17 protein-coding genes and 1 pseudogene are annotated in these 23,320 nt (G+C 66.7%); 12 read left to right on the top strand and 6 right to left on the bottom strand.

The features are described from left to right. The first annotated feature begins 202 nt into the window (after window positions 1–202). A complete protein-coding gene (locus tag OU994_RS18815; RefSeq protein ID WP_281607141.1) occupies window positions 203–4,372 on the top strand; it encodes a PAS domain S-box protein in 4,170 nt (1,389 codons plus the stop codon). Continuing rightward, window positions 4,369–5,307 (top strand): diguanylate cyclase domain-containing protein, encoded by a 939-nt coding sequence (locus tag OU994_RS18810; protein WP_281607140.1) that lies wholly within the window; start codon window positions 4,369–4,371, stop codon window positions 5,305–5,307. The genes OU994_RS18815 and OU994_RS18810 overlap by 4 nt, the downstream gene beginning before the upstream one ends. A gap of 40 nt (window positions 5,308–5,347) precedes the next feature. On the opposite strand, the gene OU994_RS18805 is transcribed toward OU994_RS18810, so the two are convergent. Then, a complete protein-coding gene (locus OU994_RS18805; RefSeq protein ID WP_281607139.1) occupies window positions 5,348–6,715 on the bottom strand; it encodes an amino acid permease in 1,368 nt (455 codons plus the stop codon). An 85-nt stretch (window positions 6,716–6,800) separates the two neighbouring features. Beyond that, window positions 6,801–7,895: an AraC family transcriptional regulator gene (locus OU994_RS18800; RefSeq protein WP_281607138.1), complete on the bottom strand. Its 1,095-nt coding sequence runs from the start codon at window positions 7,893–7,895 to the stop codon at window positions 6,801–6,803. Between the two features lie 157 nt (window positions 7,896–8,052). On the opposite strand from OU994_RS18800, the gene OU994_RS18795 reads away from it, so the two are divergent. Next, a complete protein-coding gene (locus tag OU994_RS18795; protein ID WP_281607137.1) occupies window positions 8,053–8,904 on the top strand; it encodes a class I SAM-dependent methyltransferase in 852 nt (283 codons plus the stop codon). A gap of 101 nt (window positions 8,905–9,005) precedes the next feature. After that, window positions 9,006–10,394, top strand: coding sequence for an MFS transporter (locus tag OU994_RS18790; RefSeq protein WP_281607136.1), 1,389 nt, complete (start codon window positions 9,006–9,008; stop codon window positions 10,392–10,394). 47 nt (window positions 10,395–10,441) lie between these two features. On the opposite strand, the gene OU994_RS18785 is transcribed toward OU994_RS18790, so the two are convergent. Beyond that, window positions 10,442–11,029, bottom strand: a complete 588-nt coding sequence (locus OU994_RS18785) for a hemerythrin domain-containing protein (RefSeq protein ID WP_281607135.1) — start codon at window positions 11,027–11,029, stop codon at window positions 10,442–10,444. Window positions 11,030–11,176: 147 nt separating this feature from the next. Here OU994_RS18785 and OU994_RS18780 point away from each other — a divergent pair, with 147 nt between their 5' ends. The 4 genes from OU994_RS18780 to OU994_RS18765 all read left to right on the top strand — a co-directional run bounded on the left by OU994_RS18780 (window position 11,177) and on the right by OU994_RS18765 (window position 15,409). Then, window positions 11,177–13,678: an EAL domain-containing protein gene (locus tag OU994_RS18780; protein ID WP_281607134.1), complete on the top strand. Its 2,502-nt coding sequence runs from the start codon at window positions 11,177–11,179 to the stop codon at window positions 13,676–13,678. A gap of 198 nt (window positions 13,679–13,876) precedes the next feature. After that, complete coding sequence (locus OU994_RS18775; protein ID WP_281607133.1) at window positions 13,877–14,476, top strand: PEP-CTERM sorting domain-containing protein; 600 nt, start codon at window positions 13,877–13,879, stop codon at window positions 14,474–14,476. A gap of 48 nt (window positions 14,477–14,524) precedes the next feature. After that, on the top strand, window positions 14,525–14,710 hold the full coding sequence (locus OU994_RS18770) for a hypothetical protein (protein ID WP_281607132.1): 186 nt from the start codon (window positions 14,525–14,527) through the stop codon (window positions 14,708–14,710). A gap of 99 nt (window positions 14,711–14,809) precedes the next feature. Then, complete coding sequence (locus OU994_RS18765) at window positions 14,810–15,409, top strand: PEP-CTERM sorting domain-containing protein (protein ID WP_281607131.1); 600 nt, start codon at window positions 14,810–14,812, stop codon at window positions 15,407–15,409. 146 nt (window positions 15,410–15,555) lie between these two features. Here the strand turns inward: OU994_RS18765 and OU994_RS18760 are convergent, their stop codons facing one another. The 3 genes and pseudogenes from OU994_RS18760 to OU994_RS18750 form a co-directional block, all read right to left on the bottom strand. Continuing rightward, window positions 15,556–16,338, bottom strand: a complete 783-nt coding sequence (locus OU994_RS18760; RefSeq protein ID WP_281607130.1) for a PEPxxWA-CTERM sorting domain-containing protein — start codon at window positions 16,336–16,338, stop codon at window positions 15,556–15,558. Window positions 16,339–16,356: 18 nt separating this feature from the next. Beyond that, entirely contained in the window at window positions 16,357–17,127 is a 771-nt protein-coding gene (locus OU994_RS18755) for a PEP-CTERM sorting domain-containing protein (RefSeq protein WP_281607129.1), read from the bottom strand. 201 nt (window positions 17,128–17,328) lie between these two features. Beyond that, window positions 17,329–18,679 (bottom strand): annotated as a pseudogene (locus tag OU994_RS18750) (MFS transporter). 540 nt (window positions 18,680–19,219) lie between these two features. On the opposite strand from OU994_RS18750, the gene cyoA reads away from it, so the two are divergent. Genes cyoA through cyoD form a run of 4 tightly spaced genes read left to right on the top strand, consistent with a single transcriptional unit; the run spans window position 19,220 to window position 23,312 of the window. After that, on the top strand, window positions 19,220–20,275 hold the full coding sequence (gene cyoA / locus OU994_RS18745; RefSeq protein WP_281607128.1) for a ubiquinol oxidase subunit II: 1,056 nt from the start codon (window positions 19,220–19,222) through the stop codon (window positions 20,273–20,275). After that, window positions 20,256–22,259, top strand: a complete 2,004-nt coding sequence (gene cyoB / locus OU994_RS18740) for a cytochrome o ubiquinol oxidase subunit I (RefSeq protein WP_281607127.1) — start codon at window positions 20,256–20,258, stop codon at window positions 22,257–22,259. The genes cyoA and cyoB overlap by 20 nt, the downstream gene beginning before the upstream one ends. Then, complete coding sequence (cyoC, locus tag OU994_RS18735) at window positions 22,252–22,887, top strand: cytochrome o ubiquinol oxidase subunit III (RefSeq protein ID WP_281607126.1); 636 nt, start codon at window positions 22,252–22,254, stop codon at window positions 22,885–22,887. Before cyoB ends, cyoC begins: the two co-directional genes overlap by 8 nt. Further along, window positions 22,884–23,312: a cytochrome o ubiquinol oxidase subunit IV gene (cyoD, locus tag OU994_RS18730; RefSeq protein ID WP_281607125.1), complete on the top strand. Its 429-nt coding sequence runs from the start codon at window positions 22,884–22,886 to the stop codon at window positions 23,310–23,312. The genes cyoC and cyoD overlap by 4 nt, the downstream gene beginning before the upstream one ends. Window positions 23,313–23,320: the final 8 nt, after the last annotated feature.

The raw sequence follows: 23,320 nt of genomic DNA, 5'->3' as shown, positions 1-23,320 counted from the left end.
GCTGCGGCTGGGTGATGCTTTATGGCAACACTGTCCCGGTAATCGCGGCGATCCGGAACCGTGCCGTGCCGCCCCGCGCCTTTCCTGGAGTACACTGACGGTTGCGCCTCGCTCCCTTCGCAAACATAAGGGAGCGATCCTTCCGCGAACCCCCGCCCCCGGTTCCTGAGTTTTTACCGCATCATTCGATCAGGAAGTTCCGATGTCTCGTCACCCGGGGAGCGTGCGTCCGTCCACGCCATCTTCTACCCATTGTTCCCTCCTGGCGCGGCTGTTCCCGCGCCGCCGCCTGGGCAGCTGGCTGGCCCTGTGGCTGGCGCTGTCCGTGCTGCTGTCGACTTCCGTGCTGGTGGTCCTGCTGGGCCACCTCGCCAGCAATGCGCTGAAACAGTCGATCGCCGGCGCGCTGGCCGAGCGGGCACGCTATGCCGCGCAGCAGCTCGACAGCACGATGTACGAACGCTACCGCGAAGTGCGGATGCTGGCGGCGCGCCGCGAATTCTCGGACGAGCGACTGCCTGCCGCCGAACGGCGCCGCGTGGCCGAGAGCCTGCAGCAGAGCTATCCGCTGTACGCGTGGATCGGATTGACGGACCTGGACGGCAAGGTGCTGGCCGCCACCGGCGGCTTGCTGGAAGGCGCCGGCGTGGCGAAACGCCCCTGGTTCTCCGGCGCGCTGGCGGGCCGCCACGTGCACGACGTGCATGACGCGAAACTGCTGGCCAAGCTGTTGCCGCGCGAAGAGGGCGGACCGCCGCGCTTCGTCGACGTGGCTTTTCCCGTCTCCGGCCCCGACGGGCGTGCGCGGGGCGTGCTGGGCGCGCACCTGAACTGGCGGTGGGCCGAGGCGATGCGCCTGCAGATCGACGCGGCTGGCGGCAGCGACGGTGAAACACTGATCGTCGGCAGCGACGGCACGGTGCTGGCCGGGCCGCGCGCGGTGACGGGCACCGTGGTGGGGCCGGCGGTGCTCGCGGCGGCGCGGGCCGGCCGGCAACAATATGCGGTGGAGCGCTGGGCCGACGGCCGCGACTACCTGGTGGGCGGCGCCGTCACGCGCGGCCACGGCGGCTACCCGGGCCTGGGCTGGATCGTGCTGACCCGGCAGGACACCCGCGCCGCCTATGCCGAAGTGCGCAGCCTGCAGGCACGGGTCGCGCTGGTCGGCCTGGCCGTGGCGCTGGCCTCCTCGCTGATCGGCTGGCGTGTCTCGCGCCGCATCACGCGCCCGCTGCAGAACGCCGCCGCGCTGGCCGTGGCGATCGAGGAGGGCAGCAGCCACGCGATCGCGGTGCCGCGCGGCAGTTTCCAGGAACTGGCGGCGCTGACCGGCGCCGTCAATACCAGCCTGACCCGGCTCAAGGAGAAGGAGCGCCAGCTGACCGAGGTGAACGCCGAGCTGGAGGAACGCGTGGCGCAGCGTACCCGCGACGTGGCGCAGTCGCTGGAAGCGGTGCGCCAGAACGAGGCGCGCATCCGCGCCATCCTGGAAACCGCGCACGACGCCTTCATCGGCATGGACAGCGCAGGCCGCGTCACCGACTGGAATCCCCGTGCCGAACAGCTGTTCGGCTGGTCGCGCGAGGAAGTGCGCGGCTTGCTGCTGCACGACCTGGTGGTGCCGCCGGCCATGCGCGCGGCCCACACGGCCGGCCTGGCGCGCTTCCTGGCCGGCGGCGACAGCCGCGTGCTGGGCAAGCGCATCGAATTGATGGCGCTGCGCCGCGACGGCAGCGAGTTCCCCGTGGCGATGACGATCGGGCTGATCGAGGTCGGCGGCAGCCGTTCGTTCGGCGCCTTCCTGGACGATATCTCCGAGCGCCGGCGCATCGAGCGGGAACTGGCTGACAGCGAACAGTTCCTGCGCACCATTGCCGACAACAGCCCGGCCCTGATCGCCTATCTCGACCGCGACGAAGTGTACCGCTTCGCCAACCGCCGCTTCGAATCGCTGCTGGGCGTGGACCCGGCGCGCATGATCGGCAAGCGCCTCGGCGACCTGGTCGGCCCGCAGGTGTACGACAGCCTGCGCGGCCACGTGCGCACCGTGCTGTCCGGGCAGGCGGTGCATTTTGAAACAGCGTTCGAGGTGCCCGGCTGGCCCACCTATTTCATGGCCGACTACATCCCCAGCATCGGCGCCGACGGCTCGGTGCAGGGCTTCCATGTGATGGCGATGGACATTACCGACCGCAAGATGGCCGAGCTGGCCCAGGCCCGCAACGAGCGCCTGGCGCAGGCGGCCAGCCGGGCCAAGAGCGAGTTCGTGGCCAATGTCAGCCATGAAATCCGCACGCCGCTGAACGCGGTGCTGGGGCTGGCGCACCTGCTCGAGCATTCCGGGCTGGCGCCGCAGCAGCGCGAATACGTGGGCATGATCCAGTCGTGCGGCAAGACGCTGGTGGGCGTGGTCGACGATGTGCTCGATTTCTCCAAGATCGAGGCGGGCCGCGTCGACATCGCCGCGCTGCCGTTCGCGCTGGGCGAGATCGTCGAGGCGGCGGCCACCGCCATGCGGGCCAGCGGGAAGCCGCTGGAACTGGTGGTGGACGTGGAGCCGGACTTGCCGGCCATGTTCATCGGCGATGCGATGCGCCTGCAGCAGGTGCTGCTGAACCTGGTCGGCAATGCCCTCAAGTTCACCGCGCAGGGGCAGGTGGTGTTTACCGCCAGCCGGCTGGCCCAGCACGGCAATACGGCGACCGTGCGCTTCGCCGTGCGCGATACCGGCATCGGCATCGACCCGGAGCAGCAGGCGCGCCTGTTCACGCCGTTCGAACAGGCCGACGCCGGCATTTCGCGCCGCTTCGGCGGCACCGGGCTCGGCCTGACGATCGCCCGCCAGCTGACCGAATTGATGGGCGGGCGTATCCAGCTGTCCAGCGTGGCGGGCGAGGGCAGCGAGTTTTCGGTGACGCTGCCGCTGGCCTGCGCGCCGCCGCCGGCTACCCACCCGGGCCTGGAAGACGCTGCACAGCCCGGCGGGACGGCGCCGCTGCGCCTGCTGGTGGTGGAACCGCGCCGCGCCAGCCGCGCCAGCCTGGCGCGCGCCATCGAAACGCTGGGCTGGACGGCTGGCTGGGCCGAGTCGGCCGCGCAGGCGGTGGCCGCGGCCGACCTGCCCGTCGATGCCGTGCTGGTCGATGGCGACGCGGCGGTGGTGGCGCAGCTGCGCCGCGAACTGGCCGCGCGCTGGCCGGGCCGGGCGGTGGCGTTCATGCAGCTGACCGGCGGGGCCCAGGGCAACCCGGTGCCCGATACGGTGCCGCTGGTGCGCCCGGTCACCGCGCAAAGCCTGCGTTCCGCGCTGGCCGGCGTGGTGCCGGCTGCCCCGCGTGTGTTGCCGGCGGACGCCCCGGCGGCGCCCGGGCGTGCCACCGAACTGGCAGGCGTGCGCGTGCTGCTGGTGGAGGATAATGCGCTCAACCAGCTGGTCGCCAAGGGTATCCTGGAGCCGGCCGGTGCGCTGGTGACGGCGGTGGGCGACGGCCAGCAGGCGGTCGACCTGTTCGCGGCCCGGCGCGGCGAGAGCCGCTGCGATTTCGATATCGTGCTGATGGATGTGCAGATGCCGGTGATGGATGGCTACACCGCGACGCGCATCCTGCGCACCCGGCTCGGCCTGCAATTGCCGATCCTGGCCATGAGTGCCGGGGTCACCGCGGCCGAGCGTGAACAATGCCTGGCGGCAGGCATGAACGACTTCATTCCGAAACCGATCGACGTGGAGCAGATGATGATCCGAATCCAGGAACACTTGCGGCAGGCCCGGCCCGCCGCGCCGGCGGAAACGCCGCCGGCGCAGCGCTTCGATGTCGAGCGCCTGGCCGCGCTGTCGGCCCGCAATCCGGCGCAGATGCAGTCGCTGGTCGCGCTGGTGGCCCGCATGGCGCGCGAGGCGCCCGCCGAGCTGGCGCGGGCGCGCGAATGCTGGGAGGACGGCGACGGCGGCGCCGCCGCGCGCATCCTCCATGCGCTGCGCGGCTCCGTCGGCAGCCTGGGTGCGCGCACCTTCGCCGCCATCACCGTCGAGCTGGAAGCGGCGTTGCGCGAAGGGCGGCAGGATGATGCGGCCCGGCTGTTCGAGGGCGCCGGGCGCGAACTGGGCGGCACCACGGCGTCCGCCCGCGACTGGCTGGCCGGCCACCGGCAGGCCGAGGTGCCGGCCCCCGCGCCGGAGGACGTGCGGCGCTGGATCACGCTGTTGCGCGAGCGCGACCTGGATGCGTCCACCGTGTATGAAACCCTGCGCGGCGCGCTGGCCGAACAGCTCGACAGCGACGGCCTGGCGGCCATCGCGGCGGCGATGGCCGCGCTGGACTTCGACCGCGTGCTGGCCCTGCTGCCCGCGGCCATGAAGGAGGACCAATGACGGCGGCGCTTCCGGAGAACACGATCCTCATCATCGATGACAACGTCGACACCATCCGCTTGCTGTCGGCCATGGTGCGCGAGCAGGGCCGCGTGCTGTTCGCCACCAGCGGGGCCGCCGGGCTCGAGCTGGCGCGCCTGCAGCGGCCGCAACTGATCCTGCTGGACGTGGAGATGCAGGGGATGGATGGCTTCGCCGTCAATGAACAGCTCCGCCGCGACCCGGACCTGCGCAGCAGCGCGGTGATCTTCGTGACGGCGCAGTCATCGCCGGAAGCGGAAATCGCCTGCCTGGACGCGGGCGCCGTCGATTTCATCCCGAAACCGCTGAACGCGGCCGTGGTGCAGGCCCGCGTGCGCACCCACCTGCGGTTGCAGGCGGCGCTGGCGGTGCTGGGCGACCTGGCCAACCAGGATGGCTTGACGGGCCTGTACAACCGCCGCTATTTCGACCGCCAGGTGGCCACCGAGTTCGCCCGGCACCGGCGCCACCAGCTGCCATTGGGGCTCGTGCTGGTCGATGTCGATGACTTCAAGCTGTTCAATGACCGCTACGGGCACCAGCGTGGCGACGCGTGCCTGCGGGAAGTGGCGGATACGCTGCAGGATGGTGCGCGCCGCCCCGGCGAACTGGCCGCCCGCTACGGCGGCGAGGAATTCGTGGTGCTGCTGCCGAATACCACGCCGGCCGCGCTGGCCCGTTATGGCGACTGGCTGTGCCGGCGCATCGGTGCGCTCGGCATCCCGCACGCGGCCGCTTCGGCCGCGCCCCACGTTACCGCCAGCATCGGGCTGTGTGCGCGGATTCCCGCCGAGAACGATACCGTGCAAGGCATGCTGCACGCCGCCGACATGGCGCTGTACCGCGCCAAGCGGGCCGGCCGCAACCGCAGCGTGCTGGCCGACGAGTCCGTCGCCGACGTGCCGGCGCGGTGACCCGCGAAGCATCCGGCCGCCTCGCACGCGCAGGCGCCGGCTATGCCGCCAGCGCCTGCTTCCTCTGCTTGCTCCAGTACCCCACGCACAGCGCCAGCAGCCAGACGGGGATCATGTAGACGGACATGCGCAAGCCCGGCGTCAGGTACATCACCACCAGCACGCCGCCCAGGAACGCCAGGCACAGCCAGTTGGCCAGCGGCACCAGCGGGCTGGGGAAGCCCGTCTTCAGCCCCTGGGCGCGCTTGGCGGCGCGGAAACGCAGGTGGATCCAGCTGATCATGCCCCAGTTGATGATGAGCGCCGACACGACCAGGCCCATCAGCAACTCGAAGGCCTTGCCCGGCATGAAGTAGTTGACGCTGACGCACACGGCCGTGGCGATGGCCGACACGCCCAGCGCGGCCAGCGGCACGCCACGCTTGTTTACCTTCAGCAGCGAGCGGGGCGCATTGCCCTGCATCGCCAGGCCGTACAGCATGCGGCTGTTGCAGTACACGCAGCTGTTGTAGACCGACAGGGCGGCCGTCAGCACGACCAGGTTCAGCGCATGCGCCACGGCCTTGGCGTCGAGTGCCTGGAAGATCAGCACGAACGGCGATCCGCCTTCGACCACCTTTTGCCACGGGTACAGCGACAGCAGCACGCCCAGCGCACCGATGTAGAAGATCAGGATGCGGTAGATGGCCTGATTGGTGGCCTTCGGGATGGTGCGCGACGGGTCGTCCGCCTCCGCGGCGGTGATGCCCACCAGTTCCAGCCCGCCGAACGAAAACATGATGACGGCGATCGCCATCACCAGCCCGGTCACGCCGTTGGGGAAGAAGCCGCCGTGCCGCCACAGGTTGGAAACGCTCGCTTCCGGCCCCGCGCCGCCGGACGCCAGCAGCCACAGGCCGAAGCCGATCATGCCCACGATCGCCAGCACCTTGATGATGGCGAACCAGAATTCCATCTCGCCGAACGCCTTTACGTTGGTGAGGCTGATGGCGTTGATGACGACGAAGAACGCCAGTGCCGATATCCAGGTGGGGATTTCCGGCCACCAGTACTGTACGTAGATGCCCACGGCCGACAGTTCGGCCATGCTGACCAGCACGTACAGCACCCAGTAGTTCCAGCCCGACAGGAAGCCCGCCAGCGGACCGCAGTATTTGTCGGCGAAGAAGCTGAACGAGCCGGCGACGGGTTCGTCGACCACCATCTCGCCCAGCTGGCGCATGATCAGGAAGGCGACCACGCCGGCGATCGCATAGCCAAGCAGCACCGACGGGCCGGCCATGCGGATGGTTTGCGCGATGCCGAGGAACAGCCCGGTGCCGATCGCCCCGCCCAGCGCGATGAGCTGGATGTGGCGGCTTTTCAGCCCCCGTTTCAGCCCTCCGCCGTTATCGATGTGTGCTGCCATGGTCCCCGCCGGTCGTGTTCAAAGAGCACGATTCTATAGCATCAGGCAACGCAACGGAAAAGCCGGTGGGCCGGTATTGCCCGGCTCACTGGAGCGGCGTGGCGCGCCAGCGGGATGGCGGCATGCCGACCAGGCGCGCGAAGGCGCGCGTGAACGCGGCCTCGGACTCGTAGCCGACCTGGAAGGCGATGCTGGCCACCGGCGCCTGTCCCTGGCGCAGCAGCGTGGCGGCCAGTTCCATGCGCCAGCGTGCCAGGTAGCGCGCCGGGGATACGCCCAGCAGGCGTGCGAAGCGCTCGCAGAAGGCCGAGCGCGACAGCGCCGCCGCGCCGGCCAGCTGGGCCACGTTCCACGGGTGGCCGGGATCGGCATGGATCAGCGCCAGCGCGCGGCCCACCTGCCGGTCGCGCAGGCCGGCCAGCCAGCCGGTGGCGTGGTCGGGCAGGCGGCTGGCGTGGCGGCGCACCGCGTCGATGAACATGGTTTCGCTGATGCGCTCGGCCAGCGCGCCGCCGCCGGGGCCGCCGCCCGGACCGCACACGCCGCAGGCCGCCTGCAGCATCGCCTGGCGCAGCCACGCGCCGTCGCCGTCGGCCGGCACGTGCAGCAGCCGCGGCAGCGCTTCCAGCAGCGGGTTGAACGGGCCGTGGTCGCAACCGAGGAAGCCGCACACGATGTCGCTGCGGCCATCGGTGCGGCGCGCCGCGTCGCCCCATGCCAGGTCATTGCCGTGGATCGCCAATGGCAGCGGTTTCGGCAGGTCGTGGGTGGCGCGCATCCAGTCCATCGAGAACGGCAGTGGCGGCACGCCGGGCGCGCTGGCCATCACGTGGGCATCGCCCTGCGGGAACATGACGACATCGCCCGGCGCCAGCCGCACCGGCGGCTGGCCGGGCAGCGAAGCCCAGGCGGTACCCTCGATCAGCACGTGGTATTCGATCACGCGGCCGGCGCCGGGGACCACCATGGCGGCAACCTCGGCCGAGGCGGGCGCCTCGACCGCCCATTCCGGCCCCACGTTCACGGCGTAGAACACGGCGCCGCGCAGGCGCACGGTGCGCAGCACATCGGACAGCGTGTCGGAAGCGCCGGTGGCGCTCGTGTTGCCGGCAGGGCTGGCAGAGCGGTTCAAGCCGGTGAGGCCGGTGAAGCTGGTGGAGCTGGTGGAGCCGGTGGCCATGGGCGCACCTCCCCGCGGTGATGGTCGGATTGCGGACGTTTGGTCAAGCATGAACGACGGCCGGACAAGCGTCAAGCAGCGCAGGCTGGCAATAATGGCAAGGCCGCGCGGGGACCGCCCGCGCGGCATCCACCATGACAAACTGAAGGAGCACAGAATGACCGACCTGGCCGACCTGTCCGCCGCCGCCAACGCCGTGACGCCACCGCCCACCCCCGATTTCACCGCCATCAAGGCACGCCAGCAGGCCACCTGGGCCAGCGGCGACTTCGCGATCGTCGGCACCACGCTGCAGATCGTCGGCGAGCTGCTGGCCGAGGCCGCCGACGTGCGCGCCGACGAGCGCGTGCTCGACGTTGCCGCCGGCAACGGCAACGCCACGCTGGCGGCGGCGCGCCGCTTCGCCCGCGTCACGTCCACCGACTACGTGCCGGCGCTGCTCGACAAGGGCCGCGGCCGCGCGTGGGCCGAAGGCCTCGAGGTCGAGTTCCGCGTGGCCGACGTGGAAGCGCTGCCGTTCGACGATGGCGAATTCGATTGCGTGCTGTCCACCTTCGGTTCCATGTTCGCGCCCGACCATCGGCGCACGGCGGCCGAGATGCTGCGCGTGACCCGCCCTGGCGGGCGCATCGGCGTGGCCAGCTGGACGCCCGACGGCTTCATCGGCAGGATGTTCAAGGTGGTGGGGGGCTACGTGCCGCCGCCGGCCGGCGTGGCCGGGCCGCCGCTGTGGGGTACCGAAAGCCACCTGCGCGAGATCTTCGGCGATGTGGAGATCCGCTGCACGCGGCGCGATTTCAATTTCCGCTACCGCTCGGCGGCGCACATGATGCAGGTATTCCGCGATTACTATGGCCCCGTGCTGAAGGCGTTCGCCGCGCTGGACGCCGGCGGGCAGGCCGGTCTCAAATGCGACCTGGAGGCGCTGGCGCGCGAAGCCGACATCTCCGGCGGCGCCTCGCTGGTCGCTCCGGCTGGCTATCTGGAAGCCATCATCGTCAAGCCGTAGTCCATCTTCCGTAGTGCGCGGCGGCGGCGGGAGCCGGCGACCCCTGGGCTGGCGGGCTTCGGCTATAGTGATGTTTTCCCGCCACAGTCCAGACCAGCCGCATGTCCGACCGCATCGCCGAGCGACGCGCCCGCGCCGTTCCCTGGCTCGTCGCTGCCGCCTTCTTCATGGAGAACCTGGATGCGACAGCGATCACCACGTCGCTGCCGCAGATGGCGCACACCTTCGGCACGCAGCCCGGCCGCCTGTCGGTGGGCCTGTCCGCTTACCTGGTGGCGCTGGCCGCGTGCATTCCCGCCAGCGGCTGGCTGGCCGACCGCTACGGGCCGCGCCGCGTGTTCGGTGCCGCCATCGCCGTGTTCACGGCCGCTTCCGTGCTGTGCGCGCTGTCCGGTTCACTGGCCGCGTTCACCGCGGCACGCATCCTGCAAGGCATGGGCGGCGCGCTGATGGTGCCGGTCGGCCGGCTGGTGGTGCTGCGCGCCACGCCCAAGGCGGGGCTGGTGCGGGCCATCGCCACCATCACCTGGCCCGGGCTGGCGGCGCCCGTGATCGGCCCGGCACTGGGCGGCTTCATCACGGCGCATTGGGGCTGGCAATGGATCTTCCTCGTCAATGTTCCGCTCGGGGTGCTGCTGTTCGCCGCGGCTTTCGTGGTGATCCCCGGAGCCGGCACGGAGCCGCGCCCGTTCGACCTGCCCGGCTTTGCAGCCAGCGCGCTGGCCTGCACGCTGCTGATGGTGGGCGCGGAGCTGCCGGCGCAGGGGCGCTGGACCGGGGCCGGGCTGGCGCTGGTGGCCGGTTGCCTGCTGCTGTGGTGGTGCGCGCGGCACTTCGGCCGCGCCAGCGCGCCGCTGATCGACTTGCGGCCGTTGCGCATCGCCACCTTCGCCGCCACGGTCCGCGGCGGTTCGCTGGCGCGCATCGCCATCGGCAGCGCGCCGTTCCTGTTGCCGCTGATGTTCCAGGTGTCGTTCGGCCTGTCCGGCCCCGTGGCCGGCATGCTGCTGCTGGCGCTGTTCGCCGGCAACCTCGCGATGAAACCGGCGACGGGCTGGGCAATGCGCCGCTTCGGCCTGCGGCGGGTGCTGGTGTGGAATGGCGTGCTGCTGGCAGCCAGCTTTCCCGCTTGCGCGCTGCTGCGGCCGGAGACGCCGCTGGCCGTGATCGGCGGCGTGCTGTTTTTCTGCGGGATGTTCCGTTCGATGCAGTTCACCGCGCTGAACACGCTGGCGTTCGCCAATGTGCCGGCGGCGCAGATGAGCGGGGCGTCGACCCTGTTTTCCGTGGTGGCGCAGGTGACGACGGGGCTGGGGATCGCCGGGGCGGCGCTGCTGCTGGAGGTGGGCGGACTGGCCGGCTGGGCGGCGGCCGATCCGGCCGTGTTCCGCCTGGCGCTGGTGGCGATGGGCGGCCTGGCATTGGCCGGCGTGATCGACAGCCTGCGCCTGCCGGCCGATGCCGGGGCGCAGGTGGTGGGCGCGCGCTGAACGCCGGAGATCAGGCGCCGGCTGGGGTCAGATCGGGCGAACGCCGGTCAGGCGTGCGTCGGCTTGCGGGGCAATAGTTTCAAGGCGGCGAAGGCCGCGCCGGCCACGCCCAGCACCACGGCGGCGGTGCTGCCCGAGAAGCCGATGGCATGGTCCTTGGCCAGCTTGCCGGCCTGCGGCGCCACCAGCTGCATGCGGCGGCGGGTCATTTCGGCGCCCAGCTCGCTGAGGCGCTCGCGGCTCAGCTTGCGCTCGGCATCCGGCAGCAGCACGGTTTCCTCGTCGGCCACGTGGTGCATCACGTCGCGCATCAGTTCGTGCACCAGTTCATCATGCTTGGCATCGGTCGGCCGGGTCGCGCGCAACTGCGTGATCAGGCGGCGCATCTCGTTGTGTTCCGGCTCGGCCTTCAGCATGGTGGGATCGGTTCCTTCCAGTTGGCGCATCACCGGGTAGAAGATCTCTTCTTCCAGCGTGGCGTGGATTTCCAGGGCGGTGCAGATCGTCTCTGCCAGCGCCTTCTTCACTTTCGGCTTCTGCGTCGTCGTGTACTGGTGGAAGGTCACCAGGGTGTGCGAGTGGTCGAAGCGGATCATGTCGGTAATCGTCGGGCTAAGCTTGTTCAGTGAAAACATCTTCTTCTCCTTGAAGTTCCGGCAACACCTCATCTTAGGCGAGGATGCCGGCGGCTAGCGTAGGAATAGCCCTCAGCCGAATGTCGGCGGACTGCGCACAAAGCGAACGCTACAGGTTATAGTTCGAGCAATACCCCATGGGAGCCGATGATGAGATTCCAGCACCGTGCCTCAACGCGCAGCACGCTTCCGATGCAGGGGCGGGGCTGGCGCGCCAGGCGCCCGCTGACGCGCTTCGACGACCTGTTCCAGGACCATCCGCAGCCGATGTGGATCTACGACCTGGTGACGCTGCGCTTCCTGCGCGTCAACGCCGCGGCCTGCCGTCACTACGGCTATGGCGAAACGGACTTCCTGCACATGACGATCCGCGACATCCGGCCGCCTTCGGAGCAGGCGCGGCTGGCGGCCGACCTGGCCGCCGCGCCGCATTCGCTGCCCCAGTCGTCGGGGGTGTGGACGCACCTGAAGCGCGACGGCCGGCCGATCCTGGTGCGCATCTCGTCGCATGCGCTGATCTACGAGGGGCGCCGCGCGCGCCTCGTGTTCGCGCTCGACGTGACGCAGCAGGTGGCCACCGAGCGGGCGCTGTACAAGTCCGAACAGCTGTACCGGCGCCTGATCGAGACCATGCCCCTGCAGGTGTTCTGGAAAGACCTCGACCTGCGCTACGTGGGCTGCAACCGGCTGTGCGCGCGCGGGCCGGGCCTGGACGACCCGGCCAGCGTGGTGGGCAAGCGCGACCACGACTTGCCCGACCGGCATGGCGCGGCCCAGGAAGCGGAAGACCGCGCCGTGATCGAGACGGGCCGGCCGGTGCGCGGCCGCGAGCAGACGCTGACGGCCGCCGACGGCCGCCAGCGCTGGCAGCTGGTCAACAAGCTGCCGCTGCATGGCCGGCATGGCGAGATCGCCGGCCTGCTCGGCACCATCGAGGACATCACGGCCAGCCGCGAGGCGGGCGCCAAGCTGCGCCTGCAAAGCCGCGCCATCGATGCCAGCGTGAACGCGATCCTGATCACGCGCCGCGCCGGCAGCGATGACGTGATCGATTACGCCAACCCCGCGTTCGCGCGCATTTCCGGCTACGACATCGCCGAGGTGATCGGCCGGGATTGCCGCTTCCTGCAGGGCGACGACCGCGAGCAGGAAGGCATGCTGGCGCTGCGCGAGGCGCTGCGCGCGGGGCGCGAGGTGACGGTCGAACTGCGCAATTACCGCAAGGACGGCACGCTGTTCTGGAACCAGCTGCACGTGGCGCCGGTGCTCGACATGCATGGCGCCACCACCCACTGGGTCGGCGTCATCAACGACATCACGGCGTCCAAGACTTACCAGCACGAGCTGGAGCACCAGTCCACCCACGATGCGCTGACCGGGCTGCCGAACCGCACCCTGTTCCACGACCGCCTGGAACAGGCGATCGCCTACGCGGCGCGCTACAACCACCAGCTGTGGGTGGTGGTGCTGGACCTGGACAACTTCAAGCTGATCAACGACACGCTGGGCCACGCCGTCGGCGACAGCCTGTTGCAGACGGTGGCGGGGCGCCTGCGCCAGGCGCTGCGTGATTCCGATACGGTGGCGCGGCTGGGCGGCGACGAGTTCATCCTGCTGCTGCCGGACCAGCCGGGGCAGAGCGACGGCACGCTGTCGCCGCGCACCGTGCAGGCCGTGCTCGACGCGGTCAGCGCGCCGATGCGCCTGGGCGCGCACGACCTGGCGCTGACGTGCAGCATGGGCGTCTCCGTGTACCCCCGGGACGGCGATACCGCGCCGTCATTGTTCAAGCATGCCGACATCGCGCTGTACCGCGCCAAGGATGGCGGCCGCAACCAGCTGCAGTTCTACACCAGCGAAATGAATGCCCGCGTCACCGAACGCACGCTGATCGAAGGGCACTTGCGCAATGCGCTGACGCGGCATGAGTTCGTGCTGTACTTCCAGCCGCGCATCGATTGCGGCACCGGCCGCGTGGCCGGCCTGGAAGCGCTGCTGCGCTGGCGCCAGCCGGAACTGGGCCTGGTGCAGCCGGACCGCTTCATCGGCGTGGCCGAGGAAACCGGGCGCATCGTGGAGATCGGCGAGTGGGTGCTGTACGAGGCGTGCCGGCAGGCGAAGGCCTGGCAGGATGCCGGCCTGCCGCGGGTTCCCGTCGCCGTCAACGTCTCGGCCCGCCAGTTCCGGCAGGCCGGCTTCGTGCAGGAAGTGCGCGATGCGCTGGCGAGCAGCGGGCTGGCGCCGGAGTACCTGGAACTGGAGCTGACGGAATCGCTGATGATGCAGAATATCGAAGCCGTCATCACCGCCATGCGCCTGCTCAAGGATAGCGGCGTGCGGCTGTCCATCGACGATTTCGGCACCGGCTATTCGAGCCTGTCGTACCTGCGCCGCTTCCCGCTCGATTACCTGAAGATCGACCGCAGCTTCGTGCGCGACATGCTGCACGACGCGCCCGGCGCCGCCATCGTGCGCTCGATGATCACGCTGGGGCACAGCCTGGGCTGCCGCATCATCGCCGAGGGCGTGGAGACGCGCGACCAGCTGGGGTACCTGACCCAGCAAGGCTGCGACGAGATCCAGGGCTTCCTGTGCAGCCGGCCGGTGCCGGTGGAGCAGGCCGGCGAGTTGCTGCACGCCGAGGGGTGAGTCGCGCATCCACGCGCACCACTCGCACTACTCGCACTCTTCGCATGCTCGCTCATGTCTGCGCCTGATCCTTGCAGTTCGCTAGTGTTGCGCCCGATTAACGCTATTCTTCCGTTTCATTAACCATAAACCAATAACAAAAATATACTGGCCATGGCCTCGAGCGAGGCAATGAACTCAATCCATAAGGAAGAACAGATGATCAAGAAACTTGTTTGCGGCGTCGTGCTCGCCGCACTTGGGACGCTGGCGCAGGCGGCCGATGTCGCGCCCACCGAGTGGGAATTCACGTGGAAGGGCTTCAGTGTGTTCCAGGAGTGGGAAGGAAGCTATGACGATCCGGAACTGACCGTCACCGGAAAGTTCGCCGGCATCGATGCGGACGGGGATGGCATCCTGGTGAAGTCCGAAGTCACGTCGCTGACGCTGAATCGTGGCGTCCACGACTACGCAGCGTGCCCGGCGGAGTCGCCGACGTTCACCTGCGGCCTGTGGTCGTTCTCGTACAGCGCGGCCGGCGGCCTGGAGTTCTCGGCTGGACACACCAGTTACTTGGGCGTGCCCGGCGAAGACGAATGGTGGACCGCCCACAGTACGACCTACGATACCCAGTTCGGCGTCTACGAGCGGAGCTATGGTTACCAGTGGCCGGGCGAAGAGTACTCGATGGCCTTCACCGATTACACCGTGAAGACCGTCACGCAGATCTCGCCGGTGCCTGAACCGGCCACGTACGCGATGCTGGGCGCCGGCTTGCTGCTGCTGGCCGGCACTCGCCGTGCCCGGCTGCAGAAGTGATCGGACAAAAAAAATCGTGACAGGGCGCCGACACGACGGCGCTCAGGCATGACGGCGAAAAAGCCGGAAACACAGGTTTCCGGCTTTTTTATTGAACTGCCGGTGGAGACGGACTCCATCGGCTCCTGCTGCGAATCTGCCTCCTGTGCAGCTGGCCAGCTGCCGGACTGCTGCACGCGTGAGGGTGGCCAGCGGATGCGCGGCTTGCAGTTCGCTAGTGTTGCGCCCGATTAACACCATTTCTTCGCAGTGATTATCAGAAAATTAATAATAAAAATATACTGTCCATGGCCTCGATACGGGGCAGTGAATCCAATCGACAAGGAAGAATCAATGATCAAGAAAATGGTTTGCGGCGCCGTGCTCGCCGCAATCGGAAGCCTGGCGCAAGCTGCCGCGCCCGCTGTCACCGAATGGGAATTCACGTGGAAGGGGTTTTACGTGTTTCCCGGCGGCGGGTCGGGCTGGGACGACCCCGAACTGACGTTCACGGGCCGGTTCGCGGGCGCCGACGGCAATTCGGACGGCATCCTCGCGCTGAATGAATTGACGTCGCTGACGTTCGAGCATGACGACTACAATTATGCGGCGTGTCCCCCAAGCACCCCAACCGACGAGTGCAATCTCGCGTCCTTCTCATACAGCGAGGCAAGCGGACTGGAACTGAAGGCAAGCAATGTGTGGTACTCCGCGGCCCCTGGCAGCGAGGCTTGGTGGGTCGGCGAAAGTACCAGCTACGATACGTCGTACGGCATCGAGCAAGTGGATTTCGGTTATCAGATGCCGGGCGAGTACTACACGCGGACATTCACGGACTATACGGTGAAGACCGTGACGCAGATCTCGCCGGTGCCGGAACCGGCCACGTACGCGATGCTGGGTGCCGGCATGCTGTTGCTTGCCTGTGTCGGTCGGGCACGCCAGCGCAAATAACGCAAAGATAAAACATCGCCGCCAGTTTCTGATCGGCATTGAAGATCGGCTCGGCGCATTGTGTGCGGGATGGCCGAGCCGGTGGTTTGCGAATGGCTGCCTGAATACCGGGAATAACCTTCCCGGCATTTTTTTCTTGGGAGCTGCTACGCGCGTCGGCGCGCGGCAAACGCGACGAGCCCCAGGCCGGAAAGCAACATTCCCCAGGTGGCAGGCTCGGGGACGGCGGACGGCGCCCATGCATAACCGGTTGTTTCGTTCACGGCAAAGATCCTCAGCGAAACCGATCTGGCCACATCCGTCGTGTTCGAGATGGCGTACCAGAAGGCTTCGCTTTCCGAGTCGTTCAGCGCGGCGTTATCCTTTCCCATGAAGTAGCGATTCACGGTGTTTCCGGATGTCAGCGATATATTGGTGCTCCAGCTCGTGTAGAAACCGGTATCGGCCGGGTTGCCCAGCAGTCCACTGCGGAACAGTTCGCCACTGAGCGTCAGGGCCGAGCCGGCGGCCAGCGTCAGCGTGTAGGTCTGGTCGACCAGCGCGCTGGCGGAGAATTCGCCCCCGGTTTCCCGGCCTACCGCCGTGGTCAGCGCCAGGCTGCCCGGAATGCCGGTGTTGGCGGTCGTGACTTGCCCGGACAGGAAGGATGTGTCGAATGCCGACGGCCCGGTACCCTGGACCACTTCCCTGACGCTCTGCGATCCGGATGGGATCGCGGAACTGGAGAGCGAGAGGCCGTGCAGGGTGGTGGCACTGTCGAGGGTGAAGCCGGCGGCGACGCCGTCTTGCGGGGCCAGGTCGATGACGCCGAACTGCAGGTTCCTGAATTCCAGGGTCTGCGTAAAGCCGCTCGCGGCGAGAGCGCCGGTGTGGAAACATGCGGCGGCCGCCGGAAGGAGCAGCATCGAAAGCCAGTGTTGTTGTTTCATGTCGATCCTTTCGATGGGTCAGGCGCGCGTTGCGCCGCGGCGCGCCACGGCACCGATGGCGAGCAGGCCGAGGCCCAGCATGGCGTACGTGGCCGGCTCGGGGACCGGCAGCGCACTGACCTGCGATTGTGCGCTGACCCTGAACTCGACCCAGACGGTCATGTCGTCGGTGCCGGAATTGGCCAGGGAAAGCCACAGATTCTCGGCTTCGCTGTAGCCGGGCGCGGTGCCGGACAGGATCGTCAACGTCGACATGTCCTGCCATTCGTCACCCACATAGACCGAGGCCGAGCCATTCGTGTTCTTGGTGGTCACGCCATTGCCCGAGTAGGCAAGGTCGAGGTAGGCGTAGCCCGTCACCGTGAGGGCGCTGCCGGCGCCCAGCGTGACCGCGTAGCGCTGCCATGCAGTGGCTTCCGCGACGCCCGAGTAGCCGTCCAGCGGTGCGGCGAATCCTTCGATGCTGATTTCGCCGATACCTCCGCCTGCCGTCGCGGCAGCGTGCAACGGGCCGACATCCAGCGCGTGGGTGACGGGGCACTGGCCGGATGTGGAATCCTCGAATTTGCGGTCGGTGTATCGCGTATCGATCCGCCCGCGATAGCTGCTGGCCAGCAGGCTGGACGAATAGGAAGCCGCGACGCCGTCTTGCGGCGTCAGGTCGATGACACCGAACGATACGCGCTCGATGCCGGCCTGGAACGAGACGCCATTGGCGGCGTGCGCACCGGCCATGCACAGCGCCAAGCCAGCACCGAGCAGGGCGGCCTTGCAGGTTTGTAGTTTCATTGATCCTCGCGTAGTGGGTTGATGGGCCGGGGGAAGGCTGACCCTGATAAACTGCCGTCGCTTGCAAAATAATAGTAGCAAATTGACAATGATTGTTCATCTTGCCCTGTCCGCTCCGGTTTTCATGTGGTCGACAAGAAAAACCGCGCCAAAAAAAAACCGGGGAACAAGTCCCCGGTTTTCTGTGCGGCAAAGCTAGTGTCAATCCCTGATTTCCAGCGCCCGGTTCACCGACAGCGCGGCCAGCGACGCGACGGCGCCGGACAGCAGGTACAGGCTGACATAGCCGAGGCCGTAGTGCGCCGACAGGCCCAGCGCGACCAGCGGTGCGAATGCGGCGCCGACCAGCCAGGCGAGGTCCGACGTCAGGGCGGCACCGGTATAGCGGTAGCGCGGTGCGAAGTTGGCGGTCACGGCGCCGGCGGCCATGGCCGTACGACAGGCCCAGCAGGGCGAAGCCGACGATGATGAAGATGTTCTGGCGCGACTCGCCACCCTGCATCAGCGCGGGCACGAAGCCGGAGAACACGGCGATCAGCGCGGCCAGCGTGCCCAGCGTGGTGCGGCGGCCGAAGCGGTCGGCGATCACGCCGGAGGCGATGGTGCCCAGCAGGGCCACGCCGGCGCCCCAGAACTGCAGCCACAGGAAGCTGTCCAGCGCGCGGGTCGAATACAGCTGCACCCACGACAGCGGGAAGACCGTCACCAGGTGGAACAGCGCATAGCTGGCCAGTGCGGCCAGGGCGCCGATGATCACGTTGCGGCCCTGGGTGTGCGACAGCTCGGACAGGCTTACCGGTTCCAGCTCGCGCTCGTCGAGCAGGCGGGAGTACTCGGGCGTGGACACCAGGCGCAGGCGGGCGAACAGCGCGACGACGTTGATCGCGAAGGCCACGAAGAACGGGAAGCGCCAGCCCCAGTCGAGGAAGTCCAGCGTCGACACGCTGGCGATCATGTAGGCGAAGATACCGGCGGCGACCATGAAGCCGGCCGGTGCGCCCAGCTGGCCCAGCATCGCATACCAGCCGCGCTTGTTCTGCGGCGCGTTCAGTGCCAGCAGCGACGGCAGGCCGTCCCACGAACCGCCCTGGGCCAGGCCCTGGCCGATACGGAACAGGGCCAGCAGCACGATCGCCGTGGTGCCGGCATCGGCGAACGAGGGCAGGAAGGCGATGCCGACGGTGGAAATGCCGAGCAGGAAGAGGGCGCCCGTGAGCTTGCCTTCACGCGAGAAGCGGCGCTGGATCCACATGAAGAACACGGTGCCGAACGGCCGCGCGATGAAGGCGAACGAGAAGATGACGAAGGAATACAGGGTGGCGGTCAGCCGGTCGTCGAACGGGAAGAACAGCGAAGGGAATACGAGCACCGAGGCGATCGCATAGACGAAAAAATCGAAATATTCGGATGCCCGGCCAATCACCACGCCCACGGCGATTTCGCCGGGATGTATTTCGCCATCGCGAGCATTAATGTTGCGTGCGCCGCTGCTGGTGGGACTTGGCTGATAATCCGCCGGGATGTTGCTTCCGTCATAGGTAGTCGTTGCCATATTCGTCTCTCATGGTTTGTACACAAGTTCTATGCGAACTGAATCACACACGATGAAACCTTACCTCGACTGTGCCTGCCTCGACTGTGCGCCGTATTACATATGTGAAGTTTCAGGTGAAATGTCGAGCGAAGTGTCAAGCGCGATTCCACGGACAACCAATGATCACCGCAAGTGGCGATTGAAGCAATGCAGGGAATGCATGTGATACCTGTGATGAACCTTGAGCAGCAGTACAGGCAAAACAGGCACGACAAGCAAAACGAGCAATGCCGGCCGGGCAATGATGACTAGTCGATAAAGCATCCATGAAAGCACCGATGATAACTTCGCCGGATTTCCGGCGCCCGAAAAAGCAATGTACAGAACGTGCCTGGAACTCGTGCTTGCAACTCGAGCCTGCAACTGGCGCTTTACGACTCGTGCCGGAGCGTTATGCACGTCTTCCGCCCGGAGGTGAGACAAAGTGTCCAATTCCAATCCGCATGCCTGTAACGGTACAGTAGCATGTTCTCAATCCTCTGTAGCGCACATAACTTAATGAAATCATCCATTGTTCGCAGTGGACTGGGTCTTCTCCCCCTCTTGTGGCTCACCGGCTGCAATACGGTGGTGTTGAATCCGTCCGGTGATATCGCGGCGCAGCAGGCTCATCTGGTGATCGTATCGTTCCTCCTGATGTGCCTGATCGTCGTTCCTGTCATTGCATTGACGCTCTGGTTCGCCTGGCGTTATCGTCAAAGCAACACGTCCGCGAAGTACGATCCGGACTGGGATCACTCCACCAAGCTGGAGCTCGTGATCTGGGGCGTGCCCCTGCTGCTGATCATCGTACTGGGCCTGATCACCTGGATCAGCACCCACCTGCTGGACCCGTACCGCCCGCTGCAGCGCCTCGACGAGAATCGTCCGCTGCCGGCCGACGTGCGTCCCCTCGAAGTGCAGGTGGTGGCGCTGGACTGGAAGTGGCTGTTCATCTACCCGGAGCAGGGCATCGCCACCGTGAATGAACTGGCAACGCCGATCGACCGTCCCGTCAAGTTCCGCATGACCGCCTCGAGCGTCATGAACGCGTTCTACATCCCGGCGATGGCAGGCATGATCTACACGATGCCGGCCATGGAAACGCAGCTGAACGCGGTGATGAACAAGCCCGGCACGTACGACGGTTTCTCGTCGAACTACAGCGGCGCCGGCTTCACGCACATGCGCTTCAAGTACCACGCGATGAACCACGCCGACTTCGACGCCTACGTGGCGAAGGTGAAGGCCGAAGGCGGTTCGCTGGAACGCGCCGACTACATGCAGCTGGCCAAGCCGAGCGAGAAGGATCCCGTGCGCCGCTGGGCCACCGTCGACAAGACGCTGTACGACGCGATCCTGAACCTGTGCGTCGAGCCGGGCACGCCCTGCATGGCACAGCAGATGCATGACGATGCGAACCGCAACGCCAGGCACAAGGCCCACCAGGAAGCGCGCCGGCGGGGTGCCAGCGAGGTTGCCAAGCTGGCGCAAGCCGACGCGGAAATCTGCACGACGCCCGCGGACAAGACCCAACTATCCATGAAGAGCAACAATGCAAGCGTATCCAACTGAAAACGATCCGATTTTCGGCAGGCTGAGCTGGGAAGCGATCCCGTTCCACGAGCCGATCCTGCTGGTCACCTTCGCTGCCGTCGTCCTGGGTGGCGGAGCACTGCTGGGCGCGATGACGTACTACCGCGTCTGGGGCAACCTGTGGCGTAACTGGTTCACCAGCATCGACCACAAGAAGATCGGGATCATGTACATGATCCTGGGCCTGGTCATGCTGCTGCGCGGCTTCGCCGACGCGCTGATGATGCGCGCCCAGCAGGCCATCGCCTTCGGCGACAATGCCGGCTTCCTGCCGCCGCACCACTACGACCAGGTCTTCACCGCCCACGGCGTGATCATGATCTTCTTCGTGGCGATGCCGCTGGTGACGGGCCTGATGAACTACGTGGTGCCGCTGCAGATCGGCGCGCGCGACGTGGCCTTCCCGTTCCTGAACAACTTCTCGTTCTGGATGACCGCGATGGGCGCCGCGCTGGTGATGGCTTCCCTGTTCGTGGGTGAATTCGCCCGTACCGGCTGGCTGGCCTATCCGCCGCTGTCCGGCATCCTCGCCTCGCCCGACGTGGGGGTCGACTACTACATCTGGTCCCTGCAGATCGCCGGGGTCGGCACGCTGCTGTCCGGAGTGAACCTGATCGTCACCATCGTCAAGATGCGCGCACCCGGCATGGACCTGATGAAGATGCCGGTGTTCACCTGGACCGCGCTGTGCACCAACATCCTGATCGTGGCCGCCTTCCCGGTGCTGACCGCCGTGCTGGCGATGCTGGGCATGGACCGCCTGCTGGGCACGCACTTCTTCACGAACGAGATGGGCGGCAACGCCATGATGTACGTGAACCTGATCTGGATCTGGGGCCACCCGGAGGTGTACATCCTGATCCTGCCGTGCTTCGGCATCTTCTCGGAAGTGGTCTCCACGTTCTGCTCGAAGCGCCTGTTCGGCTACACCTCGATGGTGTACGCGACCTGCGTGATCATGATCCTGTCCTACCTCGTGTGGCTGCACCACTTCTTCACGATGGGTTCCGGCGCGTCGGTGAACGCCTTCTTCGGCATCACCACGATGATCATCTCGATCCCGACCGGCGCGAAGCTGTTCAACTGGCTGTTCACGATGTACCGCGGCCGCATCCGCTTCGAACTGCCGATGATGTGGACCGTGGCCTTCATGGTCACCTTCACGATCGGCGGCATGACCGGCGTGATGCTGGCGATCCCGCCGGCCGACTTCGTGCTGCACAACTCGCTGTTCCTGATCGCCCACTTCCACAACGTGATCATCGGCGGCGTGCTGTTCGGCCTGTTCGCGGGCATCAACTACTGGTTCCCGAAAGCGTTCGGCTACAAGCTCGACGTGTTCTGGGGCAAGGTCTCGTTCTGGCTGTGGGTGGTCGGCTTCTACGTCGCCTGGATGCCGGTGTACGCGCTGGGCTTCATGGGCGTGACGCGCCGCCTGAACATGCTGGAAGATCCGGCCATGCAGCCGTACTTCGTGGCAGCCTTCATCGGCGTGCTGATGATCGCCGGCGGTATCGGCGCGATGCTGATGCAGTTCTTCGTGTCGTTCCTGCGCCGCAAGCAGCTGCGCGACGTGACGGGCGACCCGTGGGGCGGCCGTACGCTGGAGTGGTCGACCTCGTCGCCGCCGCCGGACTACAACTTCGCGTTCACCCCGGTCGTGCATGACAACGACAGCTGGGCCGACATGAAGAAGAACGGCTACCAGCGTCCGCTGAAGGACTTCGTGAAGATCCACATGCCGGCCAACACCGGTGCGGGCTTCATCATCGCGGCGCTGTCGGCGGCGGTCGGTTTCGGCATCATCTGGCACATCTGGCTGCTGGTCGGCGCCGCCTTCGTCGCCATGATGGTGGCGATCATCGTCCACACGTTCAACTACAAGCGCGACTACTACATTTCGGCGGAAGAAGTCACCCGTACCGAAGAACGCCATACCGCTTTGCTGGGAAGCCATGTCTGATACCTACGTAACCTCCGCCGGCGCGGCTAGCGCCGACCCGAGCTCGCGCTACCTGGTGCGCGAGCACCATCCGGAAAACGGCACCATGCTGGGTTTCTGGATCTATTTGATGAGCGACTGCCTGATCTTCGCCTGCCTGTTCGCGACCTATGCGGTATTGGGTCGCAACTTCGCCGGCGGCCCGGGCGGCGCCGAACTGTTCGACCTGAAGCTGATCGCCCTGAACACGGCCTTCCTGCTGTTCTCGTCGATCACGTACGGCTTCGCGATGCTGCAGGCCAAGGTGAAGAACAAGGCCGGCACCCTGCTGTGGCTGGGCATCACGGGCATCTTCGGCCTGCTGTTCCTGGCGGTGGAAATCTATGAATTCCACCACCTGATCCACCTGGGCGCGGGCCCGCAGCGCAGCGGCTTCCTGACGGCGTTCTTCGCGCTGGTTGGTACCCACGGCCTGCACGTGACGTTCGGCGCAATCTGGCTGGTCACGCTGATGTTCCAGATCAACAAGCACGGCCTGATCCCGGAAAACCTGCGCCGCCTGAATTGCCTGTCGCTGTTCTGGCACTTCCTGGACGTGATCTGGATCGGCGTGTTTACCTTTGTCTACCTGATGGGAGTGCTGCCATGAGCGACCACAATCAACACCACGGTCATGGCCACGACGATCACGGCCACGATCATCACGACGACCACCACGACGGCTCCGCCGTGCACGGCTCGATGAAGGATTACGTGATCGGCTTCGTGCTGTCCGTGATCCTGACGGCGATCCCGTTCTGGCTGGTGATGAACAACGTGATCAGCGATCCGGCCACGACCGGCTTCGTCATCCTCGGCTTCGCCGCCGTGCAGATGGTGGTGCACATGGTGTACTTCCTGCACATGAACGCGAAGTCGGAAGGCGGCTGGAACATGCTGGCCCTGATCTTCACGATCATCATCGTCGTCATCACGCTGGCCGGTTCGCTGTGGGTCATGTACCACATGAACAAGAACATGATGCCGAACATGCCGCATGTGATGACGCCGCAGCAGGCGCACGACATGCCATGACCGACGCG

This window comes from Pseudoduganella sp. SL102 (genome assembly GCF_027856995.1).
GTDB lineage: Bacteria > Pseudomonadota > Gammaproteobacteria > Burkholderiales > Burkholderiaceae_D > Rugamonas > Rugamonas albidiflava.
Note: the sequence above shows the minus strand (reverse complement) of the source record. Positions and strands in the feature narration are given on the sequence as shown.